This window comes from Paraburkholderia sp. SARCC-3016, from assembly GCF_031119615.1.
Lineage (GTDB): Bacteria > Pseudomonadota > Gammaproteobacteria > Burkholderiales > Burkholderiaceae > Paraburkholderia.
This window is the reverse complement of the sequence record NZ_JAVHZD010000011.1, coordinates 177,867-202,702: the sequence shown is the minus strand read 5'-3', so window position 1 is coordinate 202,702 and position 24,836 is coordinate 177,867. Positions and strand designations below refer to the sequence as shown.

Below are 24,836 nucleotides of genomic sequence, written 5' to 3'. Positions count from 1 at the left end.
GGAAAACGAAGGACGTCCCGCATTGTAAATCGCTTGCGATGCAGTCGCTCGTCGCCGCCATGGCCGTTGCCGGCCGTACCCGCGCGTGACTCGCGCGGTATGCACACAAGCCTCTACGAATTGATACGGATCGACACCGTGCCGTTCGAATAGACGGCCGACGCATTGAACCCATCCACCGTCACGGTCGCGAAGTGCTGGTTGCCGACACCGCCGCTAATCAGCTCAATCGTATCGCCCGCCTTCGGCGTGAAGCCGTTCGCGAACTTCACATGCAGCGTGCTGCCCGCAAACGTCAGTTGGCCGCCCACATTCAGTTGCCCGCCGCCCGAGCCATCGACATCCATCTCGAGCGTCGTGCCCGGCAACATCGTGAACTTGCCGCCCACTTTCACCGGCGCGCTCGCGCTGATAATCGCCGAGCCCGCGCCGACATACACGTCGCCGGTACCGAACGCCGTTGCGGAATCCGCCTCGATCGCACCGCCCGACACCTGCGTGCCGCCTGAATAGCCGTTATTGCCGGCAAGCTGCAGCGTGCCGGTGCCATTGAGCGTCAGCTTGCCGGTCCCCGTGATGTCATTGCGCCAGGTATCGTTCGCACTGAAGCCGCCTTGCGTCGCATCCATCGAAATCACGACGCTGCCGTTGAACTGGCCATAGCCGTTGAACGCTGCGAATGCGTCAATGCGCCCGTATCCTTCCGGATCGTCCATCACCGGAAAACCGGACGGAAATTCAGTGGTCTTGATCACCACGCGCCGCTGGTCCGCGCTCAGATACGGATAGCGCGTTTCGAGCAGCACCTCCGCGCCCTTCGGCACCACAGGCGCCGCATCGGTCGATTCGATCTGCGCGAAGCCGAACGTCATGCGTCTGATATCGTCGGCCTTGTTCGTCGCATAGTCGGCGAACCGGTCGGTAGCGAGCGTTCCCGAGTGCGCGAACGCGAGGAAGTTGGCCGGTGTCGTGTTCGTCGCTGCTTCCAATGCCGTGTGCGCCTGCTGGAATGCTTCGGACTTCAGCGCGGCGTTTGCCGGATCGTTCAGATTGGCCACGGCCGCCGCGATCGCAAACATGCGTCCGGCCATCACATCGAGCGGCGAATGCATGCCGGCAAAAATGCGGTTCTCGCCCAGCTCGAGCCCGCGCGCGATCATCTCGGAGCCGCGCTCGGGCACACAGTAAGCCATCGTCAACGCGTCGCGCATGGCTTCCGCTTCGTGGCCGCTGATATAACCGCCATCGGTGGTCGGGTCCGTGCTTTCGGCCGGCACCAGTGTCGGATCGACGATCACACTCGTGCTCCACCGATAAGGCCGTGCATACTTGTAAAAGCGCTTCGCCGGCTCCGTCGACGCGTTGTTGCCCATCGCCGACAGCAGGTCCACCACGTGCCCGAAGGTCGAATTCGCGCTGCCGCCGACGCCGATATTGTTCCCCATGTCGTTGAACAGCACGGTCGTCGCATTCGCGGGAATGCTCGTGATCGACGTCGTTTGTTGGGCCGCGGCACGCCAGGCGTCGGTAAGCGGCCCCATGCCGTCGGTTACGCTATAGCCTTTGCCGCGCCGGTCGTCGAAATACGCTGCGTCGGCCTGGGCCTGCGTGCGGTTCGTCGTCTCGTCGATCGCAAACTGGATGTTCTGGGCCAGCACGGCAGCATTGAGGATCGTGCCGCCGTCGTTCGGCTGGCCCGTCCACGTGGACGGCACGATGGCCGGGAACGATCCCACGGGCGGCGCGGAAACGCCCGCGTCCACGATCGGCGTTAGCGGCTTCCACAGATCAAGAAAACGCGAGACAAGACGCACACCCGCATTAGTGTCTACCGTAGCGAAGCGCGCGTCGCCGCGCTGATTGGTCGCGATGTTATCGACGAATGCGGGCACGTCGGGAATCGGCGCGCTATCGACGAAACTCGGGTCCGGCGGTGCCGGCGGCGCCGACGCATTCGTGCTGCTGTTATTGTCATCGCCACCGCCGCAGGCGGCCAGCAGTAAAACGCCTGATACGAGCGCTGCGTGCAGCGGCAAACGATTTGTGTATAAACGCATGTGAGAACGACTCCGGGGTTTACTAGTCCAGTTTCATGAAAACCGCGCGAGTCTATTCACATTACGTGACCGGAAAGTTACTTTTTCTTTATAAATTGTAAACAGCGTTTTAGGGAAATTCCTATCATTTTCTGGCGTCCATAAAATTAAAAATGAAGATTAATTTTTTAATGCACAAGTCGTAATGCAGCTGACTTGCGATTCTAATGAGATTATTTCCCCTGCGAATTTCTTTTTCGCTGACGCGTGTTCCGGCACCGTGCGAACGAACCGCCGGCGATCCGCAAACGCCAACGCGCTGGCCGGTGCAAAGCCTCGCAGTTCTCGAACACATCCACGTTGTGCCCCATCGTCCAGTAAACAATCCCTTTACCCGATACAGGCTGTTTCAATCATGCCGCGCCTTTTAGAGTGCCAGGCGCATGCTGTCGCGCCGCACAGAGCGGACAGTTCCGAGCCACACACTCGACAAAGGCATTCCGATGGAAAACACAATGGGTCGTGCGCGCGGCGCACGTACGCTCGAAGCCGTCGCCGGCGCACTGGTGCTCGCAATAGGCATGGGCTTCGGCCGCTTTTCGTTTACCGGCATGTACCCGTTGATGGTTCGCGATGGCGTGATCGACGTGACGGCGGGCTCGGTTGCGGCGTCGGCGAATTACGCGGGCTATCTGCTCGGCGCAATTTTGATGAGCCGCTTCAAGCATGGACATGCGGCCCGGCTGTGCCAGTTGTCGATGATTGGGACGATTGCATGTCTTGCTGTGCTTTCGCTGCCTCTCTCACCGTCTCTGATCGCCGCGGTGCGATTCATTGCCGGAGTCGTCAGCGCGGTCTCGCTCGTCGCCGCTTCGATCTGGCTGCTGCACGTGGTCGGTCACCATCACGGTGCGCCGGTGCTATTTGCGGGCGTCGGGCTCGGCATTGTCGTCTCCGCGGAAATCATTGCGATCGGCGCGGCGGAGCACTTCAATAGCGCTGCACTGTGGGCCTTGCTCGCTGCAGCGACGCTTTTGCTGTCCGCGATGGCATGGACGCGCCTCGGTGCGCGCCGCGACGAAGACGAAGACGAAGACGCAGACGAAAGCGAAAGCGAAAACGCCGACGCAGAAGACGCGGAATCCGGCAACGATCGGGACGCAAAGGCAATCGCCGACGCCGGCGCGAGAAACGGCGCACACCATCGTTCAGGGCCCAACGCGTATGTGCTCGTCGCCCTGTATGGCCTCGCGGGCTTCGGCTATATCGCGACTGCCACATATCTGCCCCTGCTCGTCAAAAACGCGGTGCCCGGCATCAACCCTGTTCATATCTGGGCCGCATTCGGCCTCGGCGCGGTGCCCTCGTGCTTCTTGTGGCATTGGCTCAATCACAGATTCGGCAGCCGCCGCTCGATGGCATTGAACCTGCTTGTGCAGGCGGCCGGCGTGATGCTGCCGGTGCTCGCCGAATCCGCGACGACGTTTCTTGCGAGCGCGTTGCTGGTAGGCGGCACCTTCGTCGGCACTGTAACGATCGCCATGCCGGTCGCAAGGCAAATCGCCTCGACGGTACGTTTCAACATCATGGCGACGATGACTGCGGCGTACGGCGTGGGACAGATTCTCGGGCCGCTCGTATCGACCGCGCTGTTTGCGCGCACGCATTCGTTCGGACAGCCGCTGATTGCAGCGGGTGCCGCACTGATCGCAGCTGCCGCTCTGGCCTGCAAGTAACCGACGCGACTCACGGCATACGCGCTGCAAGCGACGCGACGGCGTGAGCGAGCGACTCAACCCTCGTCCGGCCTGCTCGCTTGCGCGGGCTTCCTGAACGCAACCGAGTCCTCCAGCAACGCATCGGCGACCCATTCCTTCACGAACTCGACCCATGCCTTGATCTTCGCGTCGAGATACTGACGCGACGCATAGACGACGTAGATATTGAGTTCCTGCAGATAGTATTCGGGCAGCACACGCACCAGCGTGCCATTACGAAACGCTGAGCGCACCGTCAGCGCCGGCAATGCGCCGATGCCCATTCCCTCATGAAGCGCTGCGGCCATCGCATCCGGCAAGTTCACCCTGAAACGCGTATTCGGCAGAGGAAATTCGCGCGACCCGTCGGGGCCGATCAGGGTCCAGCGGTCCGCCGGAAAGATCGGTATCGCGACCTGCAGACACATGTGATGCGACAGGTCGTCGACCGATTCCGGCACGCCATGCACCTCGAGGTATGACGGCGACGCGCATAGCACGCTGCGCACCGTTCCCAGCTGATGCGAGATGTAGTTCGAATCGGGCAGCGCGCCGGGCGAGACGCGCAGCGCGACGTCGAACCCGTCTTCGAGCAGATCGGGCACATTCTGCGAGAGCACGAGATCCACGGTTACGGCGGGAAAGCGCTCCTGAAACGCGGCGACCGCGGGCACGACATAGTTTTGCCCGATGCTCGACATCGCATGCACCTTTAACGTGCCGGCGGGCCTCGCATGCGCTTCCGACGCTTCCAGTTCCGCCTCCGTCACGGATTCCAGAATCGCGAGGCACCGGCTCAGATAGCGCTCGCCGGCCTCGGTCAGCGCGATTCGGCGCGTCGTGCGATTCAGCAAGCGCGTGCGCAGATGCGCCTCCAGTTCGGAAACCGATCTCGACACATAGCCCGTTGTCGTGTCGAGTTGCTGAGCGGCTGCCGTGAAGCTGCCCGCTTCTGCGACCTCGACGAAGATCTTCATATTACGGAGCGTGTCCATATAGACGCCTTCGATTTTCAGTGCACTTGTTCGAGAAATTCACGGCTTAACGTCGCCGCGAAATGCTGCCTCAGTTTCGCCTCGCGTGCAGCGAGAGCACACAGCCATCGCATGCATGCCTACATGTAACAGGCGTTGTTACACCCAATCAATAATGCGCGGTGCCGCCTTGTTGCGTCGCCGCGCCAACCCCCGAACGCCTGTTTGCAGGCCTTCCGGCGTTTCGCGCGATGCGTGCGCACAATTCGACACCGATTTGTTCCGTGAAGTTAAGTCTCTTTGTTCATCGCGGGTATGCGCGAACCTCACGACATTGCCTACTCTGTCAATCAATCGATGCCGCCGGCTCGATGCAGATCAATCAACTTCACGAGGTACATCATGAGCAACCCGAATAAAGTCGCAGTCGTCACAGGTGCATCGCAAGGCATCGGTGCTGAAATCGTCAAGGGATTCCGCGAGCAAGGCTATGCCGTTGTCGCAACCGCACGATCGATCAAGCCCTCCGACGATCCCGGCATCGTGACCATTGCCGGCGACATCGGCGATCGCGAGGTCGCAAAGCGCGTGATCGATGCCGCGATTTCCAACTTCGGGCGCATCGATACGCTCGTCAATAACGCGGGCATCTTTATCGCGAAACCGTTCACGCAATATACGACTGACGATTACGCGGCGGTCCTGAACGTCAATGTGAGCGGCTTCTTTCATGTCACGCAATTCGCGATCGAGCAGATGGAAAAGAACAAGAGCGGCCACGTAGTTCAGATCACGACGTCGCTTGCCGACCATGCGGTGTCGGGCGTGCCGTCCGTGCTCGCCTCGCTGACCAAGGGCGGCCTGAACGCCGCCACGAAGTCGCTCGCCATCGAATATGCGAAGACCGGTATTCGCGCCAACGCGGTGTCGCCCGGCATCATCAAGTCGCCGATGCACGCGGTGGAGACGCACGGCGCGCTCGGTGCGCTGCATCCGCTTGGCCATATGGGCGAAATGAGTGATATCGTCAACGCGGTGCTGTACCTCGACAACGCACCGTTCGTCACCGGCGAGATCCTGCACGTCGATGGCGGCCAGAGCGCGGGCCATTAAACAGTCAGTCAGGCGACGGCTTCGACACGTCGCAAGCATGGCGCCGTCAACGGCGCCTTTTTGTGCGCATCTGTGCATGTCATGCGTCATATCACGGAGATATCCATGCCTATCGTGACCATTCAGGTAACCCGCGAAGGATCGGCGCCCGGCAAAGACGCCGTCACGGCCGAAGAAAAAGCCAGGCTGATCAAGGGCGTCAGCGAAGTGCTGCTGAACGTGCTGAACAAACCGATGGAAGCCACGTTTGTCGTGATTCAGGAAGTCGAAAAAGAAAACTGGGGCTGGGGCGGTTTGCCCGTAGACGAATTCCGTGCGCTCAAGAAAGGGAAATCTGCGTGAGCAGCGCTCAATGCGTCGAGCCCCTATGAAGACAGCGCGTCAAGGCGCCTCGAGCGCCTTGACGCGCTGCCTTCGATCGAGCCTTTCCTTCACTTTCCTTGTTGCGACTGCCAAAGCGCCAGGCCTCAGCTGCCGTACTGCTGCAACCCGCGGATCGCATCCTTGAGCTCCGCATCGAGCACGGCCATCAGTTCCGCGGCCGGCAGCGAGCGTGCGAGCGCCGCGGCCTGCCCGGCCCATTGCGCGCCGTAACCGAACTCGCCTTTCGCCTTCGCCGCGGCGTGCAGCGCCTTGCCGGCATCGTAGGCGATCGGATACCGAGGCGTCGCCGGTGCATTTGCGTCGAGACCCAGCTCGGTGAAGCGGTTCATCATGCTGCGTGCCGGCCGGCCCGAAATTGCCGACGTCAGCACCGTGTGTTGCGCCTGCTCGCTGAGAAGTGCGGCACGATAGCCGCTATCGATCGAGGTCTCGGGGCTCGCCACGAAAGCGGTGCCGAGTTGCGCCGCCTGCGCGCCGAGCGCCAGTGCAGCCGCAATGCCGGCGCCATCCATGATGCCGCCGGCGGCGATGATGGGCAGATCGAATTTCTCCACCAGCAGACGCGTGAGCGCGAATGTGCCGAGCCCTTCGTCGAACTCGCCAGGGTTGAACATGCCGCGATGGCCGCCCGCTTCGACACCTTGCGCGACCAGTGCATCGACGCCTGCATTGACGGCCGCGCACGCCTCGTTCAGATTGGTCGCCGATGCAAACAGAACAATGCCGGCGTCTTTTAGCGCACTGATAATCCTGCCCGACGGCAAGCCGAAGTGAAAACTCACGACAGCGGGCTTCTCTTCGAGAAAGACCTCGAGCATCGCCTGATCTGCCACAAAGCTCGTATAGATCTCGCTGAGCTGCTCGGGCGCGTTCGCTCCATAGTTGCGAAAGTACGGTGCAAGCCAGTCTAGCCAGGCTTTCTCGACCGTCGCATTGCCCGCCGCGGGTTCATGCGTGAAGACGTTGACGTTGAACGGCGCTTGCGTACGCGCTCGCGTTTGCCTGATTGCCTCGCGCGCCGCATCGGCTTTCATCGCGCCCACGCCGAGCGACCCCAGGCCGCCTGCATTCGATACCGCCGCCGCCAATGCCGGCGTACTGACACCGGCCATGGGCGCCTGAATGATTGGTTTCGAGATGCTTAGCATCTTCAAAAGAGATTGATTCCCGGAGCGCGTTTTCATGTCATTCCTTTAACGAAGCAGCCTATGCGCAATGATCTCTTTCCGGCGCTAAAGGGTCAACCATGCCGCAAGTAAAAACTCATTTGAACGACCGGTTCAAATCGAGCGTTGAGCAGCGACCGTCGGCGCCGGCGTCAGCATGGAAGCGACACGATCGCGCCGTTGCTCGCGCGCTTCGACGAGACGCCTCGTTTCGTCCGGCATCCGGTAACTCGACGAAAGCGGCAGCAGTGTTTTGTATTGCACCGGGCTGATGCGATCCGGATCCGCGTCGACGCCTTCGGCTTGCCATACCGGTATTCCGTCGAGCCTGCGCACTTCCATGACATCGGGGCGGTTCGACGTCGCGTAAAAGCCGTCATCGAACAATAGCGCCGCGTTACTTTTGCGCAACCATGACGCCGTGTCGCGAGCTACGTCGGGCGTGATCCGGTCGACGTTATCGAGAAACCTGCCCGTGAACGGGTTATCGGGTATCCGGGTAATGAAGCGCGTCGCGCCTGTTGGCAAGGCAGTGTCGGGGTCCATGTAAAACGCGTGAAGCTGTTGCGGACTGCCGCTTGCATGATTGCGAAACGTATGGACGTTGACACGAGGCGGATCGACATCTTTTCCGTCCGGCGCGCGCAAATGCCACTCGCTGCGCGCGCCATGGTTATCGCTATCGACGAACGGCGTAAACACCGACAAACCGGTCGTCAGCAATTTCATATCTTCCTGGTGAATCAGGTGTTTTCCGTCGTACTCGAATACGCCGTTCAGCGAGGCCGGATCGGACGGTGCATCACCAAGCTGGAGATAGCCGTCGGAGCCGACGCGCAGAACCTTGTTGTAGTCGTCGCGCAAATGAAAGCGGCCATCGTCGGCAAAGCTGAAGTCGTGGCGGGTACCTTCGGCCGTCGACGACGTCGAGTACATCGTGTTGACTTGCACCTTGTTATCCGGATCGATGTAAATACCGGTTTTCGATGCGTCCGCGCTGCCGTATGCGTGCAGACGCAACGGCCCGCGGTAATCGAGACCCGCGGCCTGGCGGCGGTTCAGTTCGCGGACTTTCTCCCACGCGGCATCGTAGAAGAGCACATGGGCAACATTCGGATTCTCATTGAATTCCCTTGATTCGCCGCTTTTGCCGCCGTCCGATACGAATGCGCTGAAGCCCGTTTGATTCCAGATGTTGTTATCGATCGGCAAGCGCGACAATTGCGGCTGTGCGCCGGCCATGCGGGTCTGGTCATAGACGTCCCATCGGTAGTCGGGGTTGGCGACGTATTTGCCCGGCACGCCATCCTTGACTTCGCGCCATCCGCGGATTTGCGGATAGTCGATCCATCCCATCGCCGCGACTTCGCCATCCCATGGCGCATGCATCTGATGGCCGAGACTGCCCGCAACGTCCACCATGTTCGGCGTCGGCGCCACGAAATAGACATAGCCGTTTGCAGCGGTGCCCGGCATCCGTTCGAGCGCGGTCTTCTCCTTGCGGAACGTGCCGAGATATCCGGCGCTGTCGACAAGATGCGGATTCGACGCGATATCGAGATTGTGTACGCCAAGATCGATGTCGTTGACTCGCGTCTTCTCGCTATCGAAGCCGCCATGTGCCTTGAGCTGCGCAGGCGACATCGTCGACGGCCGAAACAATCCGTCCGGCTTTAGCGCCATAGGCGTCGAAGCCCAACGTTTCAGGTCCGCTCTCGGCTCGATCACGACCGGCGGCGGCGGCAGATCCGGCCTTGCCGTAACGCCTGGACGCGCGTCGATGATGCCGAGCCTCCGCTCGAGTTCACCAAGATCGAAATTCGCAAACGCGGAAGACGCACTCGCCGGTGGCGAACCGCCGGCCGCAGCCATCGGCGTCGCCAGATTCGCGTAATAAGTCGTGTCCGCATGATCGACGCCACCCAGCTCGGGGAAGCCGACATCGAAAACCCCACGCAGCGCATCCGCCATTTCGCCGAAGCTGCGATAGCGGTAGACGCCCGAGCCCGGTTCGTAGAGCTCGTAGCTATCGCCCTCGAAATCGTCCATCTGGCGCATCCGCTGCACGACGACCGGTACGCCGTCGGCCCGCGTGCCGATCGCACCGCCGGCAGCGCCTGGGCGCATTGCGAGATTGATCACGGCCAGTTCCGTCGGATATCCGGCGCCCGTATTGTCGGTCGCGTGCAGGCTGCCGAAATGCTGTCGCAGGTCGGCAATCACATTTGCAGCGGCCAATATACCGACCGAGCCCCGGCGCCTCGTATAACCGGGCAAGGGCTCGACAATGCCGTTGCCATTGCTCTGCTGCATATCGGAAACTTCATCGAGCGTTATCGCTCTTCGCGCCGGGTCCGTCAGCCTGCGTCTGATGTTTTCCGTTGCATCGGTCAGATTCGACGAATGCCCTTGCGACATATCGCGCAACGCAACGGTCGCAAGGCCGCGGTCCATTCCCGACATTGCGTCTGGTTGACCGGCCGCTCCCGCCAACATGCCGGTCGACAGGCTGTTCGACTGATCGGCATGCATTTCGAGTGCATCGCGCGCCCGCGATTCGGGTTGTGCGGACGCGGTGAGCGGTGGTTCAGGCCGAGCCTGAGGCCGATCAGGCGCCTCTACCGGCGTCTGCGAAACCGTTGTGCCGGGTGGCGGCGCCGAACGTGCGTAGTACTGCACGAAATCCGGCGTAAGCTGCATACCCGTGTCCTGGAAGGCTTCGTCGAGATATCGGCGCAGCCCCGCTTCCATATTGCGTCGGCTCGAATAGGTGATCACACCGTTATTCGGATCAAACAGGGCAAACTGCCCGCGGGGCAGCCGCTGCAACATCAATACGTGCCCCGTCGTACCCGTATCCGTGCCCCGCGGATTCAAACCCAATCCGATATGTGCGACCCCTCCTTCGCTCAGATTCTGGCGTGCCGATTCGAACAGCTGGCGAACGTGCGATCCACGCGTACCGCTCATCTGCAGCGAGGACGCCGGACGGTAGTTACGCAATTGCAGCGTTGCGGCAGATTTTTGCAGGTTGCGGGCGCGGGTAATCGTGTCTTCTGAAATAAAGCTGCCGCGATGGTTCACATCGCCTTGTATGTGCCGCACTGCATCGGTCAAGTCGGCAGTTTCGGAATCGTCGAGCCTGCTCAACGCAAGGCGAATCCAACCCTGGCAGATACCCTTCGGCCCTGTTTTAGCTGCGTAGTCAGCCTGATCGAAGCGATAGTAGGACCACGCGGAAGATCTCAGCGCGTCCCCGCCGCGGAACTCCCGAAATGGCTTGAGACCCGCGTCTTTGGTTAGTACGGGTCCGCGCTTCGTGCGCGATGGCGCTTTCGTGCTCGCGCCGCTCGTGCCGCTCGTGCCGCGTAACGGACGGGAATCCGGTGCGTCAGTCCGAGGGTCGACGGCTGCATATGGACTACTACCTGCGCTTTGAATCAGCATCGCTGAACTCCTCGCTCGAGCACATCAAGATCCATTGAAGTCCGCATTGGAGCACTACGCACGCTGCATGAGGTAGTACAGAGGAAAACCGCTACACCCGGAGCGCCGAGAGAGCGCCCAAAATAAAAACGCCGCGTGATTGCACGCGGCGTTTTGCTGGTCGGCAACTTCGAGCCAGGCGTTACTTCGCAGTCGGCATGGCGAACTCGGCGCCCTTCTCGATGCTGTCGGGCCAGCGCTGCATGATCGACTTCTGCTTCGTATAGAAACGCACACCTTCTTCGCCATAGGCATGCATATCGCCGAACAGGCTGCGCTTCCAGCCGCCGAAGCCATGCCATGCCATCGGCACGGGAATCGGCACGTTGATGCCCACCATGCCGACTTCGATGCGCCGCGCGAATTCGCGTGCGACATGTCCGTCGCGCGTAAAGCACGCGACGCCGTTGCCGAATTCATGCGCGTTGATCAGATCGACCGCTTCGGAGAAATCGTTCACGCGCACACATGCAAGCACCGGCCCGAAGATTTCTTCCTTATAGATGCGCATGTCGGGCGTCACATTGTCGAACAGCGTGCCGCCGGTGAAGAAGCCGTCTTCGTGACCCTTGACCTTGAACCCGCGGCCGTCGACGACCAGCTTCGCGCCCTCTTCGACGCCAAGCGCGATATACCCTTCGATACGCTCGAGCGCCTGGCGCGTGACGATCGGGCCCATTTCCGCATCGGGCTCCATGCCGTTCTTGACGATCAGTTCGCGCGCGCGCTCTGCAAGGCGCGGGATGATTTTGTCCGCCACGTCGCCCACCAGCACCGCAACTGAAACGGCCATGCAACGCTCGCCGGCCGAGCCATAACCTGCGCCGATCAAGGCATCGACGGTCTTGTCGAGATCCGCATCGGGCATTACCACGAGGTGATTCTTCGCGCCGCCGAGCGCCTGCACGCGCTTGCCGTGCTTTGCGCCTGTTTCGTAGATGTAGTTCGCAATCGGCGTCGAGCCGACGAAGCTGATTGCCTTCACGTCCGGATGCGCAAGCAGCGCATCGACGACCACCTTGTCGCCTTGCACGACGTTGAAAACGCCATCGGGCAGGCCCGCTTCCTTGAGCAGCTTCGCCATGAACAGCGCTGCCGACGGATCGCGCTCGCTCGGCTTCAGGATAAACGCGTTGCCGGCCGCAATTGCAACGGGAAACATCCAGCACGGCACCATGCACGGGAAGTTGAACGGCGTAATGCCGGCCACCACACCGAGCGGCTGACGCACGGTCCAGTTGTCGATATCGGTCGATACCTGTTCCGTGTAATCGCCTTTGAGCAGTTGCGGGATGCCGCATGCGAACTCGATCACGTCGATGCCGCGCGCGACTTCGCCTTGCGCGTCGGAGAATACCTTGCCGTGCTCCGCGGTAATGATGGCGGCCAGTTCGTCGCTATGCCGGTTCATCAGTTCGAGAAAACGCAGCATCACGCGTGCGCGGCGAATCGGAGGCGTATTGCCCCACTTCGGGAACGCGGCTTTCGCGCTCGCGACGGCGGCATCGACGTCCGCCGCTTCGCCGAGCAGTAGCTTGCGCGGGCGCTCTCCGGTCGCCGGATTGAAGATCGGTTGCGTGCGCTCACCCGCGCCGCGCACCGGTTTGCCGTTGATGTAGTGGGTGACGTCGGCTGTATCTGTATAGGCTTGCATGTCCGTTCCTTGGTCGAAAATCGTTACCTGCACAGTGTATGAACGCCCGCCGCCCAAGCAAAGGCGCTAACATTGAAATTATTGTTTTCCATGGTGAACAATCTATCGATGGACACGCAAAAGATCGAAGGGCTATGGGTGCACCTGCACTGGCTGACGGTCCTGGCCGAGCAGGGTTCCTACACGGCTGCGGCCGCGCGCCTCGGCGTCAGCAAGGCGGCGATGAGCCAGCGCATCGCCGAACTCGAACGCGCGGCCGGCGTGCCGCTCGTGCAGCGCACCACGCGCAGCGTGAGGTTCACGGAAGCGGGGCAACGGCTCGTCGAAAGTACGCGGCCGCGCTACGACGAAATCGCCAATATGTTTTCGACGGTACGCGAGATGGCCGGCGTCGCGCGCGGGCTCGTTCGCGTCACCGCGCCGGTCGCCTTCGTGCGCCAGCAGCTCGTGCCGCGCATGTCGCGTTTTCTGCGCGCGAATCCACAGGTCAAAGTGCAACTCGAAGTATCGGACCGCCTCAGTTCGATTGCGACCGAAGGATTCGATCTGGCCATACGGCATAGCGCACAGGTGCCGGAAACGCATGTTGCGTGGAAACTTTGCGAAACGCATTCGGTGCTCGTGGCGACGCGCGCGTATCTGAAACGGCGCGGCCGGCCTGCCGAGCCCGCCGAGCTCGCTTCGCACGATTGCCTCTTTTATCCGCGCGCAAGCGCCTCGGGCGTCTGGACCTTCGAGCATCGCGCGGCACGAAAGGCGCAGGCTGGCCCGGTCAGCGTATCGGTGAATGGCGCGTTTTCGGCGAACAATAGCGAAGCGCTGCGCGATGCGGCGCTCGACGATCTCGGTATTGCGCTCGTGCCCGATTTCACCGCGCAAGGCGCGGTGAAATCAGGCAAGCTCGAAATCGTGATGCCTGACTGGCGGCCGCTCGGCGCGTTTGCCGAGCAACTGTACGTGGTGCGTCCGTATGCGCCGAACGTGCCGAGGGCGGTCGCGGTTTTTGTGGCCTATTTGAGGGAGACGTTTGCCGAGGGCTTTCCGCTCGAGCGTGCCTGAGTGTGCTGCCCTTCGCGTTCGAGCCACGCACAGAACAGCTTCACGAGGTCGTCGGCGGCTTTTTCCTGCGGCACGTAACTGCAATAGCTGCGTGACGGCAGACGCGGCCCGTCGAACGGCAACACGAGACGCCCGGCGGCAAGATCGTCGGCGACGAGCGCGATCGGTCCCATTGCGATCCCGGCACCATCGATTGCGGCCTGCAACGTCAGATAAAAGTGATCGAACGTCAGCGTCGCGGCCGGACTCAGCGTGGCAACGTTCGCTTTTGCAAGCCAGTCCGGCCAAAGCCGCGGCAAGCTCGACGTATGCAGCAGCGTATGCTTGCGCAAGTCGTCGGGCACCCGAGCCGGCAGACGCTCGAGTATGGCCGGGCTGCAAACGGGCACACGCTCCTCGGAAAGAAAAACGCGCATCGAATAGCCGTAAAACGTATCGGGGCCGCCGCGAATAATCACGTCGTACGTCTCTTTCAAACTTTCCAGAGGCTCGTTCGACGTATCGACCTTCACTTCCACGCCTGGATGTTCGAGATGAAATTTCGCCAGTCTCGGCACGAGCCAGCGCAATGTGAAAGTTGCGACGGCATTCACCGACAGCGTTCGTGAAATGGCTGCGGGAATGCCGTATCGCGATGTAGCCTGCGCGAGCTGTTCGAACAGCGGCCCGATTTCGTCGAGATAAACCTTTGCCGCCGGTGTGAGCACGACGCGCCGGTTGCGCCGTTCGAACAGCGGCGCGTCGAGCCATTCCTCAAGCGCCCGTACATGCTGGCTCACCGCGCCATGCGTGACGTGCAATTCCGCCGCGGCCTCCTTGAAGCTGCCGAGCCGGCCCGCCGCCTCGAAGGCGCGCAGTGCATTAAGAGGAGGCAAGGTCCGCTTCATTGTCCCTTTTAACCGGCTTTGTAATGGCCTTGTAACTGGCTTTGTAACTGGCTTCGCGCCCGGCTTCAACGCGCCGCGTTCACGATAGTTTTATTAACGCAAACAAGCAATTTATCTCGTTTGTCACGCAAGATCAAGATAGTTATGCTGCCATGCATACAGAGGGCTTAAACAATGTCTACAGGCGTGATGCTGGTCGTTCTCTTCGCGGCGTTTCTGCATGCAAGCTGGAATGCGCTCGTGAAAGCGAGCCCCGACAAGATTCTCGACATTGTCTTTGTCACCGGCAGCGCGGGTGTGCTTGGCGCCGTCGCGGTTCCGTTCCTTCCATTGCCCAATGCCGACAGTTGGCCGTACATCGTCTCGTCCGCCCTTGTCCATATCGCCTATTTCCTGCTGATCGGGGCGGCTTACCGCGGCGGCGATATGAGTCATGCGTACCCGCTGATGCGCGGCGCCCCGCCACTGCTCGTTGCGATTGCAAGCCTGCCGCTGATCGGCGAACGGCTTACCGCGGGTGAATGGTTCGGCGTGGTGTTGATCTGCGGCGGCATTCTCGGCTTGCTGCTCGTCAATCACGGCAGCGGCCGCAACTCGGCCCGCACGACGCGTCTCGCGCTGATCAACGCGGTCATGATCGCGATCTACACGCTCATCGACGGCACCGGCGCCCGAATCTCCGGGCATTCCGCTTCATACACGATGTGGATGTTCGTGCTCGCCGCACCGCCGGTTCTGATCTGGGCACTCGCGCGTCACAGAGTCGTCGCGCAAGCGCATTTTCGCGAACGCTGGCATCTGATGTCGATCGGCGGCGCCTGTACGCTGGCCGCCTATGCGCTCGTGCTATGGGCAATGACGCGCGCGCCGATCGCAATGGTCGCTGCGTTGCGCGAATCGGCCATCCTCTTCGGCACCGCGATTTCAGTGTTCGTTCTGAAGGAGCGCCACGGCTACAGCCGCCCGGTCGCCGCGCTCGTCATCCTGCTTGGCGTCATTACGCTGAAATTGACATAAGTGTCGAAGAACGCTCGCCGCTTATGGCGATCGAACCGCTCACCTTGTGCGCGGCGCATGTCCGTGCTCTCCGAATGCCGTCGGCGCCTCGTCGTATTCCCGCGAAATGTCCTTGTTCGTGTAGTCTCCGAGCAGCGAGGCGGCGATCACGCTGATCACTCCGCAAGCAAGCACATAGAGCGCGATCGCCATACCCGAGTGGTAGTACGCAAACAGCGCAGTCGCGATCAGCGGCGCGGGGCCACCCGCAATAATCGATGCGAGCTGGTAGCCAAGCGATGCGCCGCTGTAACGCAAGCGCCCGGTAAACGACTCTGCGATAAAAGCGGCCTGCGGACCGTACATCATCGCATGCGGCACGAGCGACAGCACAATGGCAATAAAAACCCACACCGGGTTGCGCATGTCGAGCAGCGTGAAGTAGATGAATCCGTATATGCCCACTGCGACGGAGCCAATGATGTACATCTTGCGCCGCCCGATCACATCGGAAATATGCCCGAACAACGGTATCGTGACGAACTCGCACATCGAAGCGACGAGCACCGCCGTCAGCAAAAGATTGCGCGACAAACCGAGCGTCGTTACGCCGTACGTGAACACGAAGGCGGTGTAGATATAGAACGGAGCCTGCTCGGCCATCCGCGCGAATGCGGACAGCAGAATGTCCTTCGGCTGGCGGCGCAATACTTCGAGCGTCGGCGTCTTCTCGATCTTCTGCTCGGCAAGCAGCCGTGCAAAAGTCGGCGTCTCGAGAATGCTCAAGCGTATATAAAGGCCGATCGCGACCAGCACGATGCTGAACGCAAACGGAATGCGCCATCCCCAGGACAGAAAGCTGCTGCCGGACATCTCACTCGTTGCGAGCACCGCGAGATTCGCGACGAAAAGCCCTGCCGGCACCCCGAACTGCGGCCACGACGCAATAAAGCCGCGATGCGAATCGGTGCGCGCCCATTCCATCGACATCAGCACCGAACCGCCCCACTCTCCGCCGACGCCGACGCCCTGAACGAACCGCAACACCGTGAGAAGAATGGCGCCCCAGATGCCGATCGACTCATAAGTTGGGACGAACGCAACAAGGAAGGTCGCAAAACCCATCAGCAGCAGGGTAACGACGAGTGTCGCCTTGCGTCCGATGCGATCGCCGTAATGACCGAAGATGGCCGCGCCGACAGGCCTCGCGATAAAGCCGACCGCGTAGATCAGAAAGGCCTGCAGTGTGCCGACCAGCGGGTCGGACTGCGGAAAATACAGCTTCGCGAAGACGAGACCCGTTACCGTGCTATAGAGAAAGAAGTCGTACCACTCGATCGTCGTACCGATCGTGCTGGCAACTACCGCCCGACGCAACTGGCGCCGGGCTTCCTCTTCGGACAGGGGCGTAGCCCCCGAATGCGTGGCAGCCATTGACATCCCCTAGATGGTGGCAGTTCGGATACCAATATGCACCCTGGAGAAGTCGACCGGCATTGGGGCAAAAACCGAGGTATCGAACCAAGGTCGGCAAAAAAGGTTCGTTGAACTGTAATTCGCAGAAAGCCGAATTCCAATGAACGGCTGACCAGGACATTTACCAGGGGGCGACAAGCAGTGTTTTGCCGTTTTTATGCTGTTTTGCTGTTGCGCGGTTTCGATCGCGCTGACGAGTGGACAGTCCCGAATGATAAGCCGATTCACTTCCAGGTTCGACGGATGCGTTTCCAGCGCGCGAGCGCGCCATCGCGTACTTTCCCCGCACTGCGCTTGTCGCGCTCGCCCACTTGCATCTGCGCCGCGCCGCGTTTGTTTCTCGCATCGTCGTCGAGTATTGCGGTCGAAAAGAACGAGCCCATCACTGCAGACCCGATAATGAAAATCGAAGCTGCATCGACCAGCAACCCGAAATACCGGAACAGCAGCACGCAACTGAGCAGCGACAGCAGATTGAGCGCGATGCCGAGGATCGCCGATGCCTTAGGCACCCTGCGAATAAAGGCCGCGAGGCGCGAGTCGGCACGCGGCAAGTACCAGATGATAAGCAGCCCGAACGCCAGGATGAACGCGCTTTCACCCCATTTGACCCACGCCGGACGCTGCAGGAAGCGCCCATCGAAAATCGTCTCGATGATCTGAGCCTGGATCTCGATGCCCGGCACCTGCTCGCCGAGCGGCGTCGCGCGCACATCGGGAAGGCCCGTCCCGGTCAGGCCGACCAGCACGAGCTTGTTGCGCATACGATCAGCATCGACTTTGCCTTGCAGCACGTCGCGTGCGGACACGTAGCGGTTCTGCGTCGAGCGGATCGAGGCGAAATGCAGCCAGATTTCGCCGTCCGGTTGCGTGGGCACCTGCACATCGGCCACGCCCACTGCCTTGACGCCCCACGTGCTCGCGAAAACTTCGACCATCGGCGATCTCGTCGCGACGCGCAACATTTCGATCGGCAAGCTGGGCACGAGCTTGTTGCCCAGCCCCATGATGAGCGGAATGCGCCGCACCGTGCCCTGCTCGAGCGCCACATTGAGCATTGCCTGACCATGCGCGGCCGCCTGCAGTTCCGGCAAGCTCGCGAGTACATAGTCGAACCTCTGAATGCTACCCAGCGCGTTCCCGCCGTGCACGACAATCGGCGCGCTGCGCATATCGGTGCTCGTATCGGCCGTCGCATGGTCGGACGCCGCCGCACCGAGTACGGACGGCGCCGCCCGCAGCGATCGCGCGAGAATCGCTTCGTGACTCGGCAATGCGCGCAAACCGGCAATCAGCGACGCGGCCGACGGCGGCAGATTGTCGGCCACTTTATCGGGCGACGTCTGATCGGCCTCGGGCATATAGATGTCGAGCCCAATCGCAAGCGGTCTTTGCGCAGCGATCGCATCGATCAGCGTCGCCAGCCTGTTGCGCGGCCACGGCCATTGGCCGACGGCGGCAAGCGTTCTGTCGTCGATCGCGACGATCGTGACGGGCTCGCTCGCGGGAACACGCGGAAACCAGCGCTGAAAATGGTCGAAGAGAAGTTGCCGCGGTCTTCCAAACGAATCGGGCAAGACGCTGTCGTAGGCGTCCAGCAACGCGGGGCGCGCAATGCCGTGCGGCCACTCGCTGCAGACGTTGAGCACGCTGAGACCGAGCAGCACCGCGAACGCCATGGGGCGCCCCTTGTACGCCCTCGGCAACTTTTTCAGAGATTCGATCCAGGAGTCGCGAAAGAGCTTCATGTCAGCGAGCGCAGACCTATATCGATTCAATGCGCGGCGATTCAATGCGCGGCAGCACGCGGCAAACCTATTGAATCGTGATGACGACGCGCCGGTTCGCCTGATTCGGCACGCCGTCCGCGGTATGCACGAGCGGCTCGCGCTTGCCGCGGGCTGCCGTCTCGATCTGTCTGGCCGGAATGCCCGCTTTGACCAGAAATGCCGCAACCGTTTGTGCGCGCCGCAACGACAGCTTGTCGTTGAAGGTATCGGTACCCACGAGATCGGTATGGCCGACTACCGTCAGATGAGGCGCCGGCCAGTCTTTGAGCGTGGCCTTGAGCTTCACGACGGTGGCCGACGATTCGGGCGCCAGCTGGGTAGCCGAATCGAACAGGAAGTTGATCGTGAAAGTGACAGGGCGCGGAGGCTGTGCGGCAAGCAGTTGGCCATAGTGTGCCTGCACCGCGGAAGGGCTGTCCATGCTTTGTTCAATCGCGCCGCCTCGAGCGACGTCGACGCTCGCATAGGGCTTGTCGAGCACCTGCGATTGCGTCGCGCTCTTCACGACGACCGCTCCCACGCGACCATCGGGGTCCGGCAATAGCGTGATCCTGTCGCGCGGCGTGCTGCATGCGCACAATAAAACCGGTACGGCGAATACCGCGACGGACACGCGCCCGAACCCAGGGCAGCCACGCATCGCGGCCGTCACCGCGCATCCTCCCCGTCGCCACCCACTTCGATAATGAACTCCGTGCCACGCACGCCGAGCGTCGTGGTCGGCGTGCTGTAACGAACCGCATTCGGATGGGTCTTTGCGATCTTGCCGTCGACTACCGCGAGCGAGCCGCGCTTGATGGTCGCGTCGAGTGAGCCTTCGTAGGTCGTCGTATCGAACGCGAAGTTGCCGAGTTCGAGCGTCGAATTGGCACCTTCGGAAAGCAGCGTATTGTCGTGCAGCGTGATGCCGACAAACGAGTCCGGGCCCGTCACGATGCGATCGCCGCTATATATTTCGCTGCCGACGACCGCGCCGAGGCTTTGTCCGCTCCGCTCGATGTGTGCGCTGCCCTTGACGGTCTTGACATAGCCGATCACGTCGGCCGCGCACACTCGAGAGACAGGCATGCATAGACATGCAAGAAATAACGCATACCGAATGGCTTGGCTGCTATTGCACATAGGCGACCACCGTGATGGCAAGTCAAACGTTTCTGTGCGTTGTACTTTGCTCCCTGCTTCGACTACTGCGCGGCGCTCCGGCGATCGACCAGAGAACAGGACGCCTGATCGGGTCACTCCGTGCGATAGCATCCATGACGCTGTCCGGATCGGCTTTTTTTCTGCAGATGATTGCCTGATCCCGCACGCAATACAAAGGCCGATCCGTTAAGAACTGCTCTATGCGTGCGCGATAAGACTGACGCGATATAAGACTAAAGTCCAATTGTTTTATCTGCTCTGCAGACAATACTGCCCGATGCAGGTCGGCCCACCCCCGTGTCCGGAGAACGAAATGAACCGCAAAGTGATGGTCGCGTGCCTTGTCGGTGCAGTTATCGCCGTTCCCGCATCGGCGCAGACGCCGCAAAAAAACAATCCGATGAAGATGAAATGCGAGGACTTCCTCGCGGTCGACGAAGCCTATCGGCCCGCGGTCGTCTACTATCTGGCCGGCGTCGACAAGCTCGGCATTACGGAGACCGACACGATGACGGTGGATACCGCCACCCCGATCGCCCTGCTCGTAGGCGAGTGCCAGAAATCGCCGAAAGCGTCGCTGCATACGAAGGTGCGTACGATGTACAAGAGCGGTCAGCTCAAGCTGTTCGATCATCACTAGGCGGCATCGCGGAAAGATGTCTTCAGGACGCTAAAGGCCGATTGGTGTGAATAAAGGGCGACGTTGGCGCTGCGACGGCAACGCCGGCGGCATGCTGCTTCAATCGCCCAGATAACCGGTCGCCCTCACGTTCGCCGAACAGAACACGCGGAACTCGACAGGCTCGTCGTGCGGCATTTCGTTCACGACGCCGCACGCATGCAATACGTGCTGCAGCGCCGAGATCACCTGCCCGTCCGGATCCTGGTCGATCACGATATCCATCACACCCGCGTCGATCAATGCGCGATGCTGATCGAGCATCTCGTGCCCCACCCAGACGACACTGCCCGCCGCGCCGGACTTGCGCAGCGCCGCATCGATGCCGGCCGAACCGTAGCCGGTGTTGTAGATGCCGACGAGGCCGCCGCGCTTTAACGCGGCGCTCACTGCGCGGAAGCTGCGATCGTCGTGATCGAGCGTCGGCTCCTCGCCGATTTCGCAGGTCAGATGCGCAAAGCGTTCGGCGAGCTGAGCGCGGCAACCTTCGATACGCTCGACATGTGCGCGATAGTCCATGCGCGCGGGCAGCAACAGCACCCTGCCCGGCTGGCGCGCGAACCGTCCGATGAAGTAACCGGCTGTGCGCCCGGCGCGCAGATTATCGATGCCCGCATAACGTAACCGCTCGATACCGCCGACATCGGTCACCATCGTGACCACTGCTTCACCACGCGCAATCGCGGCGGTGAGCGCGTCGCGCACCTGCGGCGTGTCGTGCGTCGTAACGATCAGCGCTGCACGCCGGTAACCGGAGTGCGCCAGCGTTTGCGGCAGACCCGCTTCGTCCGCGGCCGACATCAGCGTGCGATGCACGACGACACGTCTGTCAAGCATCTGCATCGCGCGTTGCACGGCGTCGCGCAGCCGGCAAAAAAACGGGGCGTCGCTGTCGGGCAGAAGCACATCGATATGAATGAGGCCGTGCCGCGTATCGGGCAACAGCCTTGGCAGCGCAAGCTCGCGAGCCGCGGCGACGACGCGTTCGCGCGTTTTCGCCGATACGCTGCCGCGTTCGTTGAGCACGCGATCGACGGTCGCCGTGCTGACGCCGGCCCGCTCTGCAATCTCGACGAAGCGCGCGGTGCGCTTGCGCCAGCGCGGTGGGGTTTCGATCGACACGCTTCCTCCGTGGCTGCGGTCCCGTCTGAAGCTTTCCCGTACGCTAGAAGAATGACGAAATTTCGTCAACCTTCCTGTTGAGCGTTAAACGGCCGTCCGCTATGTTGATCACACGCCTTGCGCGCTTTTCCATGTGCAACGCAAAAAAGATCAAGGAGACACAGGTGGCCGACATCAATATGCAAACGCCTTCGCACGAAGCTTCGCGTGCGGCGCAGCGCGACGCCTACCGGCTGATCGGCGGCGCGGGAGAACAAGCGCGCGCCGCCGGCCTCGTCAACGCGAACTGGTACAAATGCGCAGTGCCGCGCGCGGTCATGAAGCAGTTGATGCAGCGCAGCGACGCACGCGCGATTCGCGATACGGCGATCTGGTATGCGGCGATCGTCGCAAGCGGCGTCGTCGCGTGGTTCGCCTGGCATGCGCATTCACTGTGGGCGATTCCCGCGTTCTGGCTGTACGGCACGCTTTATTGCAGCCCGGCCGATTCGCGCTGGCATGAATGCGGGCACGGCACCGCGTTCAAAACACGCTGGATGAACGACGTGCTTTATCAGATCGCGTCGTTCCAGATATTCCGGCGCGCCACCGTATGGCGCTACAGTCATGCGCGCCACCACACCGATACGCTGATCGTCGGGCGCGATCCCGAAATCGCCGCACAAAAACCGACCGACTGGCTCGGTCTCGCGCTCGGCATCTTCGCAATCAGGCATGTCGCGCACGAATTTCCGAAAATGATCGGCGCTGCGTTAAGCCGCGTCGGCGAAGAAGAAAAGACCTTCGTGCCGGAGTCCGAATGGCCGAAGGTGATCCGCGAAGCGCGCATCACCGTATCGATCTATCTGGTCGTGATCGCCGCGTGCGTCTGTTTCCGTTCGGTGCTGCCGCTGCTTTATATCGGCTTGCCGAGTCTCTACGGCGGATGGCTCTATCTGTACTTCGGCTTGACGCAGCACGCGGGCTTGCCCGAGAACGTGCTCGATCATCGACGCAACTGCCGCACCGTGCGAATGAACCCGGTATTCCGCTTTCTTTACTGGAACATGAACTATCACGTCGAGCACCACATGTTTCCGATGGTGCCGTTCCATGCGTTGCCGCGCCTGCACGATGTCGTGAAGGCCGATATGCCGCCGCCCTATGGCAGCACGATTGCCGCTTACGCGGAGATCATTCCGGCGCTCGTTCGCCAAACGCACGATCCATCGTATTCGATTGCGAGGCCCGTGCCCGAAGCGGCCGCGCGTGCGTGAACCGATCCGGCCGCAGATAGACCCATCATCGATAAACATTACCGGAGAGACAGGCAATGACACAGTGGCTCGACGCAGCGGCATTCGACGATATCGAAGACGAGGACGTCATGCGCTTCGATCACGCTGGGCGCACCTTCGCGATCTATCGGATCGAAGATAACGTCTTTGCAACCGACGGCCTTTGCACGCACGAACACGTGCATCTGGCCGATGGACTCGTGATGGGCCACGTGATCGAGTGCCCGAAGCACAACGGCCGTTTCGACGTCCGCGATGGCCGCCCGCTTTGCGCACCGGTATGCGAGAAACTGCAGACGCATGCGGCGAAAGTCGAAGGCGGACGCATTCTCATCGAGGTTTGAAGCAGGACGCGAGCAATGACATCCGAACCTTTGATGGCCATCGTCGGGGCCGGGCATGTCGGCGGGCGCGCTGCGCAAACACTGCGTCAGGCAGGCTGGAACGGCGCCATTGCGATGATCGGTGCGGAAACGCATTTGCCGTACGAGCGGCCGCCGCTTTCGAAGGGCTTGCTCACGGGCGAACGCGAAGCGCAACAGTGCCAGTTGCGAACTTCGGACGCGTGGCGCGACGACCGGATCGATCATATCGTCGGCAGCGTGCAATCGTTCGACCCGCAAGCGCGCACGCTGCAAATGGGCGATGGCCGCACATTCGCGTACGAGGCGCTATTGCTCGCAACCGGCGGCCACCCCCGGCGGCTGACGATACCGGGCGCCGAACTCGACGGCGTCATCGCGCTGCGCACACTCGACGACGCCGCGACGATCGCGCGGCGCTTGGTGCCCGCAGCGCGCATCGTGCTCGTCGGCGGCGGTTTTATCGGGCTCGAGGTTGCCGCCTCGGCGCGCAAGCGCGGCTGCGAAGTGGCGGTGCTCGAAGGCGCGCCGCGTCTGCTCGGCCGCTGCGTGCCGGCCTCGATCGCGGCGCGCGTGCACGCGCTGCACGAGCGCAACGGCGTATGCATTCACCTCGACGCGATGCCCACGTCGATCGATCGGCAAGACGACGGCGCACTTGGCGTGACGTTGACGAATGGCGGCGTGCTGACGGCCGACACCGTGATCGTCGGCATCGGCATCGAACCGGCCGACGAACTGGCGCGGGCAGCAGGCCTTGCGGTGAATCGCGGCATTGTCGTCGATGCGTCGCTCGAAACGTCGGCGCGCGGCGTGTTTGCGGCCGGCGACGTCGCACTTTTCCCAAGCCGCTATACGGCACAGCCGATCCGTCAGGAAACGTGGCATAACGCCGAAACGCAGGCGCGCGTCGTCGCGCACAACATGCTCGGCGCCGCGGAACCCTACCGCGCGTTGCCGTGGTTCTGGTCCGATCAGTACGATCATCAACTGCAGGTGGCGGGTGAACCGGCGCTCGGCGTCAGTTGCACGACTCGCGCGCTCGACGGCGATGCGGAGATCCACTTCCATTTCGACGCGAATCTGCGTCTCGTCGGCGCGAGCGGATATGGTCCGCTCGGCGGCCTCGCGAGAGAGATGAGGCTCGCCCGCATGCTCGTCGACAGCGGTAATACGATCGCGCCCGAAACGCTTTCCGACAGCGCCATCAAACTCAAGAGTCTTCTTTAAGCCACCGCGCATAAGAACCGCTCGACGCCGTTCGTGTTTGGCCTGCTGTTGCCATGCGCGATTGCATGGCAGAATTGCGCCGACCGTAACCGCGTCGCATATCCAGATCGAATGTCCGACGGTCGTTGGCCGGAGCAGTCGTTGGCCGGTAGCAGTCTTTGCCGGCAGCTTTCGAAATCCTGCTACGGCGCTTTCGGCATTGCGCTGTCATCAGGACCGCCAGACCGCGCTTTATCCGCTGAAGC

Annotated in this window: 20 protein-coding genes; 9 read left to right on the top strand and 11 right to left on the bottom strand. The window is 61.5% G+C overall.

The window, feature by feature from the left end; all coding sequences use genetic code 11:
- Window positions 1-113: 113 nt before the first annotated feature.
- Entirely contained in the window at window positions 114-2,057 is a 1,944-nt protein-coding gene (locus QYH69_RS13555) for a phosphatase PAP2 family protein (RefSeq protein WP_308832367.1), read from the bottom strand.
- A 482-nt stretch (window positions 2,058-2,539) separates the two neighbouring features.
- On the opposite strand from QYH69_RS13555, the gene QYH69_RS13550 reads away from it, so the two are divergent.
- The gene (locus QYH69_RS13550) at window positions 2,540-3,772 is read left to right on the top strand and encodes a YbfB/YjiJ family MFS transporter (RefSeq protein WP_308832366.1); all 1,233 of its coding nucleotides are present in this window, start codon (window positions 2,540-2,542) and stop codon (window positions 3,770-3,772) included.
- A 56-nt stretch (window positions 3,773-3,828) separates the two neighbouring features.
- Here the strand turns inward: QYH69_RS13550 and QYH69_RS13545 are convergent, their stop codons facing one another.
- Window positions 3,829-4,788, bottom strand: a complete 960-nt coding sequence (locus tag QYH69_RS13545; protein ID WP_308832365.1) for a LysR family transcriptional regulator — start codon at window positions 4,786-4,788, stop codon at window positions 3,829-3,831.
- A gap of 381 nt (window positions 4,789-5,169) precedes the next feature.
- On the opposite strand from QYH69_RS13545, the gene QYH69_RS13540 reads away from it, so the two are divergent.
- Window positions 5,170-5,880, top strand: a complete 711-nt coding sequence (locus QYH69_RS13540) for an SDR family oxidoreductase (RefSeq protein ID WP_308832364.1) — start codon at window positions 5,170-5,172, stop codon at window positions 5,878-5,880.
- Between the two features lie 105 nt (window positions 5,881-5,985).
- Window positions 5,986-6,222 (top strand): 4-oxalocrotonate tautomerase family protein, encoded by a 237-nt coding sequence (locus tag QYH69_RS13535; RefSeq protein ID WP_308832363.1) that lies wholly within the window; start codon window positions 5,986-5,988, stop codon window positions 6,220-6,222.
- A 125-nt stretch (window positions 6,223-6,347) separates the two neighbouring features.
- On the opposite strand, the gene QYH69_RS13530 is transcribed toward QYH69_RS13535, so the two are convergent.
- The 3 genes from QYH69_RS13530 to QYH69_RS13520 all read right to left on the bottom strand — a co-directional run bounded on the left by QYH69_RS13530 (window position 6,348) and on the right by QYH69_RS13520 (window position 12,570).
- Window positions 6,348-7,448 carry a nitronate monooxygenase gene (locus QYH69_RS13530; RefSeq protein ID WP_308832362.1) on the bottom strand — a complete coding sequence of 367 codons (1,101 nt, stop codon included), beginning with the start codon at window positions 7,446-7,448 and terminating at the stop codon, window positions 6,348-6,350.
- 96 nt (window positions 7,449-7,544) lie between these two features.
- Window positions 7,545-10,877, bottom strand: a complete 3,333-nt coding sequence (locus QYH69_RS13525) for an enterotoxin A family protein (protein WP_308832361.1) — start codon at window positions 10,875-10,877, stop codon at window positions 7,545-7,547.
- Between the two features lie 181 nt (window positions 10,878-11,058).
- A complete protein-coding gene (locus tag QYH69_RS13520; protein ID WP_308832360.1) occupies window positions 11,059-12,570 on the bottom strand; it encodes a CoA-acylating methylmalonate-semialdehyde dehydrogenase in 1,512 nt (503 codons plus the stop codon).
- A gap of 108 nt (window positions 12,571-12,678) precedes the next feature.
- Between QYH69_RS13520 and QYH69_RS13515 the strand changes: the two genes are divergently transcribed.
- On the top strand, window positions 12,679-13,629 hold the full coding sequence (locus QYH69_RS13515) for a LysR family transcriptional regulator (protein ID WP_308832359.1): 951 nt from the start codon (window positions 12,679-12,681) through the stop codon (window positions 13,627-13,629).
- Here QYH69_RS13515 and gcvA read toward each other — a convergent pair.
- Window positions 13,581-14,516: a transcriptional regulator GcvA gene (gene gcvA / locus QYH69_RS13510; protein ID WP_308832358.1), complete on the bottom strand. Its 936-nt coding sequence runs from the start codon at window positions 14,514-14,516 to the stop codon at window positions 13,581-13,583. The two genes, QYH69_RS13515 and gcvA, sit on opposite strands and share 49 nt — an antisense overlap.
- Window positions 14,517-14,690: 174 nt before the next feature.
- Here gcvA and QYH69_RS13505 point away from each other — a divergent pair, with 174 nt between their 5' ends.
- Window positions 14,691-15,533: a DMT family transporter gene (locus tag QYH69_RS13505; protein ID WP_308832357.1), complete on the top strand. Its 843-nt coding sequence runs from the start codon at window positions 14,691-14,693 to the stop codon at window positions 15,531-15,533.
- 39 nt (window positions 15,534-15,572) lie between these two features.
- On the opposite strand, the gene QYH69_RS13500 is transcribed toward QYH69_RS13505, so the two are convergent.
- The 4 genes from QYH69_RS13500 to QYH69_RS13485 form a co-directional block, all read right to left on the bottom strand.
- Window positions 15,573-16,946 (bottom strand): MFS transporter, encoded by a 1,374-nt coding sequence (locus tag QYH69_RS13500; protein WP_308832356.1) that lies wholly within the window; start codon window positions 16,944-16,946, stop codon window positions 15,573-15,575.
- Window positions 16,947-17,212: 266 nt separating this feature from the next.
- Window positions 17,213-18,667, bottom strand: a complete 1,455-nt coding sequence (locus QYH69_RS13495; RefSeq protein WP_308832355.1) for a CHASE2 domain-containing protein — start codon at window positions 18,665-18,667, stop codon at window positions 17,213-17,215.
- Between the two features lie 136 nt (window positions 18,668-18,803).
- Complete coding sequence (locus tag QYH69_RS13490) at window positions 18,804-19,418, bottom strand: OmpA family protein (RefSeq protein WP_308832354.1); 615 nt, start codon at window positions 19,416-19,418, stop codon at window positions 18,804-18,806.
- Between the two features lie 8 nt (window positions 19,419-19,426).
- Window positions 19,427-19,846: a FecR domain-containing protein gene (locus QYH69_RS13485; RefSeq protein ID WP_308832353.1), complete on the bottom strand. Its 420-nt coding sequence runs from the start codon at window positions 19,844-19,846 to the stop codon at window positions 19,427-19,429.
- Between the two features lie 388 nt (window positions 19,847-20,234).
- Here QYH69_RS13485 and QYH69_RS13480 point away from each other — a divergent pair, with 388 nt between their 5' ends.
- Complete coding sequence (locus QYH69_RS13480; protein WP_308832352.1) at window positions 20,235-20,561, top strand: HdeA/HdeB family chaperone; 327 nt, start codon at window positions 20,235-20,237, stop codon at window positions 20,559-20,561.
- A gap of 99 nt (window positions 20,562-20,660) precedes the next feature.
- On the opposite strand, the gene QYH69_RS13475 is transcribed toward QYH69_RS13480, so the two are convergent.
- Window positions 20,661-21,722 (bottom strand): LacI family DNA-binding transcriptional regulator, encoded by a 1,062-nt coding sequence (locus QYH69_RS13475; protein WP_308832351.1) that lies wholly within the window; start codon window positions 21,720-21,722, stop codon window positions 20,661-20,663.
- Window positions 21,723-21,901: 179 nt separating this feature from the next.
- Between QYH69_RS13475 and QYH69_RS13470 the strand changes: the two genes are divergently transcribed.
- The 3 genes from QYH69_RS13470 to QYH69_RS13460 are packed head-to-tail and all read left to right on the top strand — an operon-like array spanning window position 21,902 to window position 24,591.
- Window positions 21,902-22,978, top strand: a complete 1,077-nt coding sequence (locus tag QYH69_RS13470) for a fatty acid desaturase family protein (protein ID WP_308832388.1) — start codon at window positions 21,902-21,904, stop codon at window positions 22,976-22,978.
- A gap of 56 nt (window positions 22,979-23,034) precedes the next feature.
- Entirely contained in the window at window positions 23,035-23,343 is a 309-nt protein-coding gene (locus QYH69_RS13465; protein ID WP_308832350.1) for a MocE family 2Fe-2S type ferredoxin, read from the top strand.
- A gap of 15 nt (window positions 23,344-23,358) precedes the next feature.
- Window positions 23,359-24,591: an FAD-dependent oxidoreductase gene (locus tag QYH69_RS13460; protein ID WP_308832349.1), complete on the top strand. Its 1,233-nt coding sequence runs from the start codon at window positions 23,359-23,361 to the stop codon at window positions 24,589-24,591.
- Window positions 24,592-24,836 lie beyond the last annotated feature (245 nt).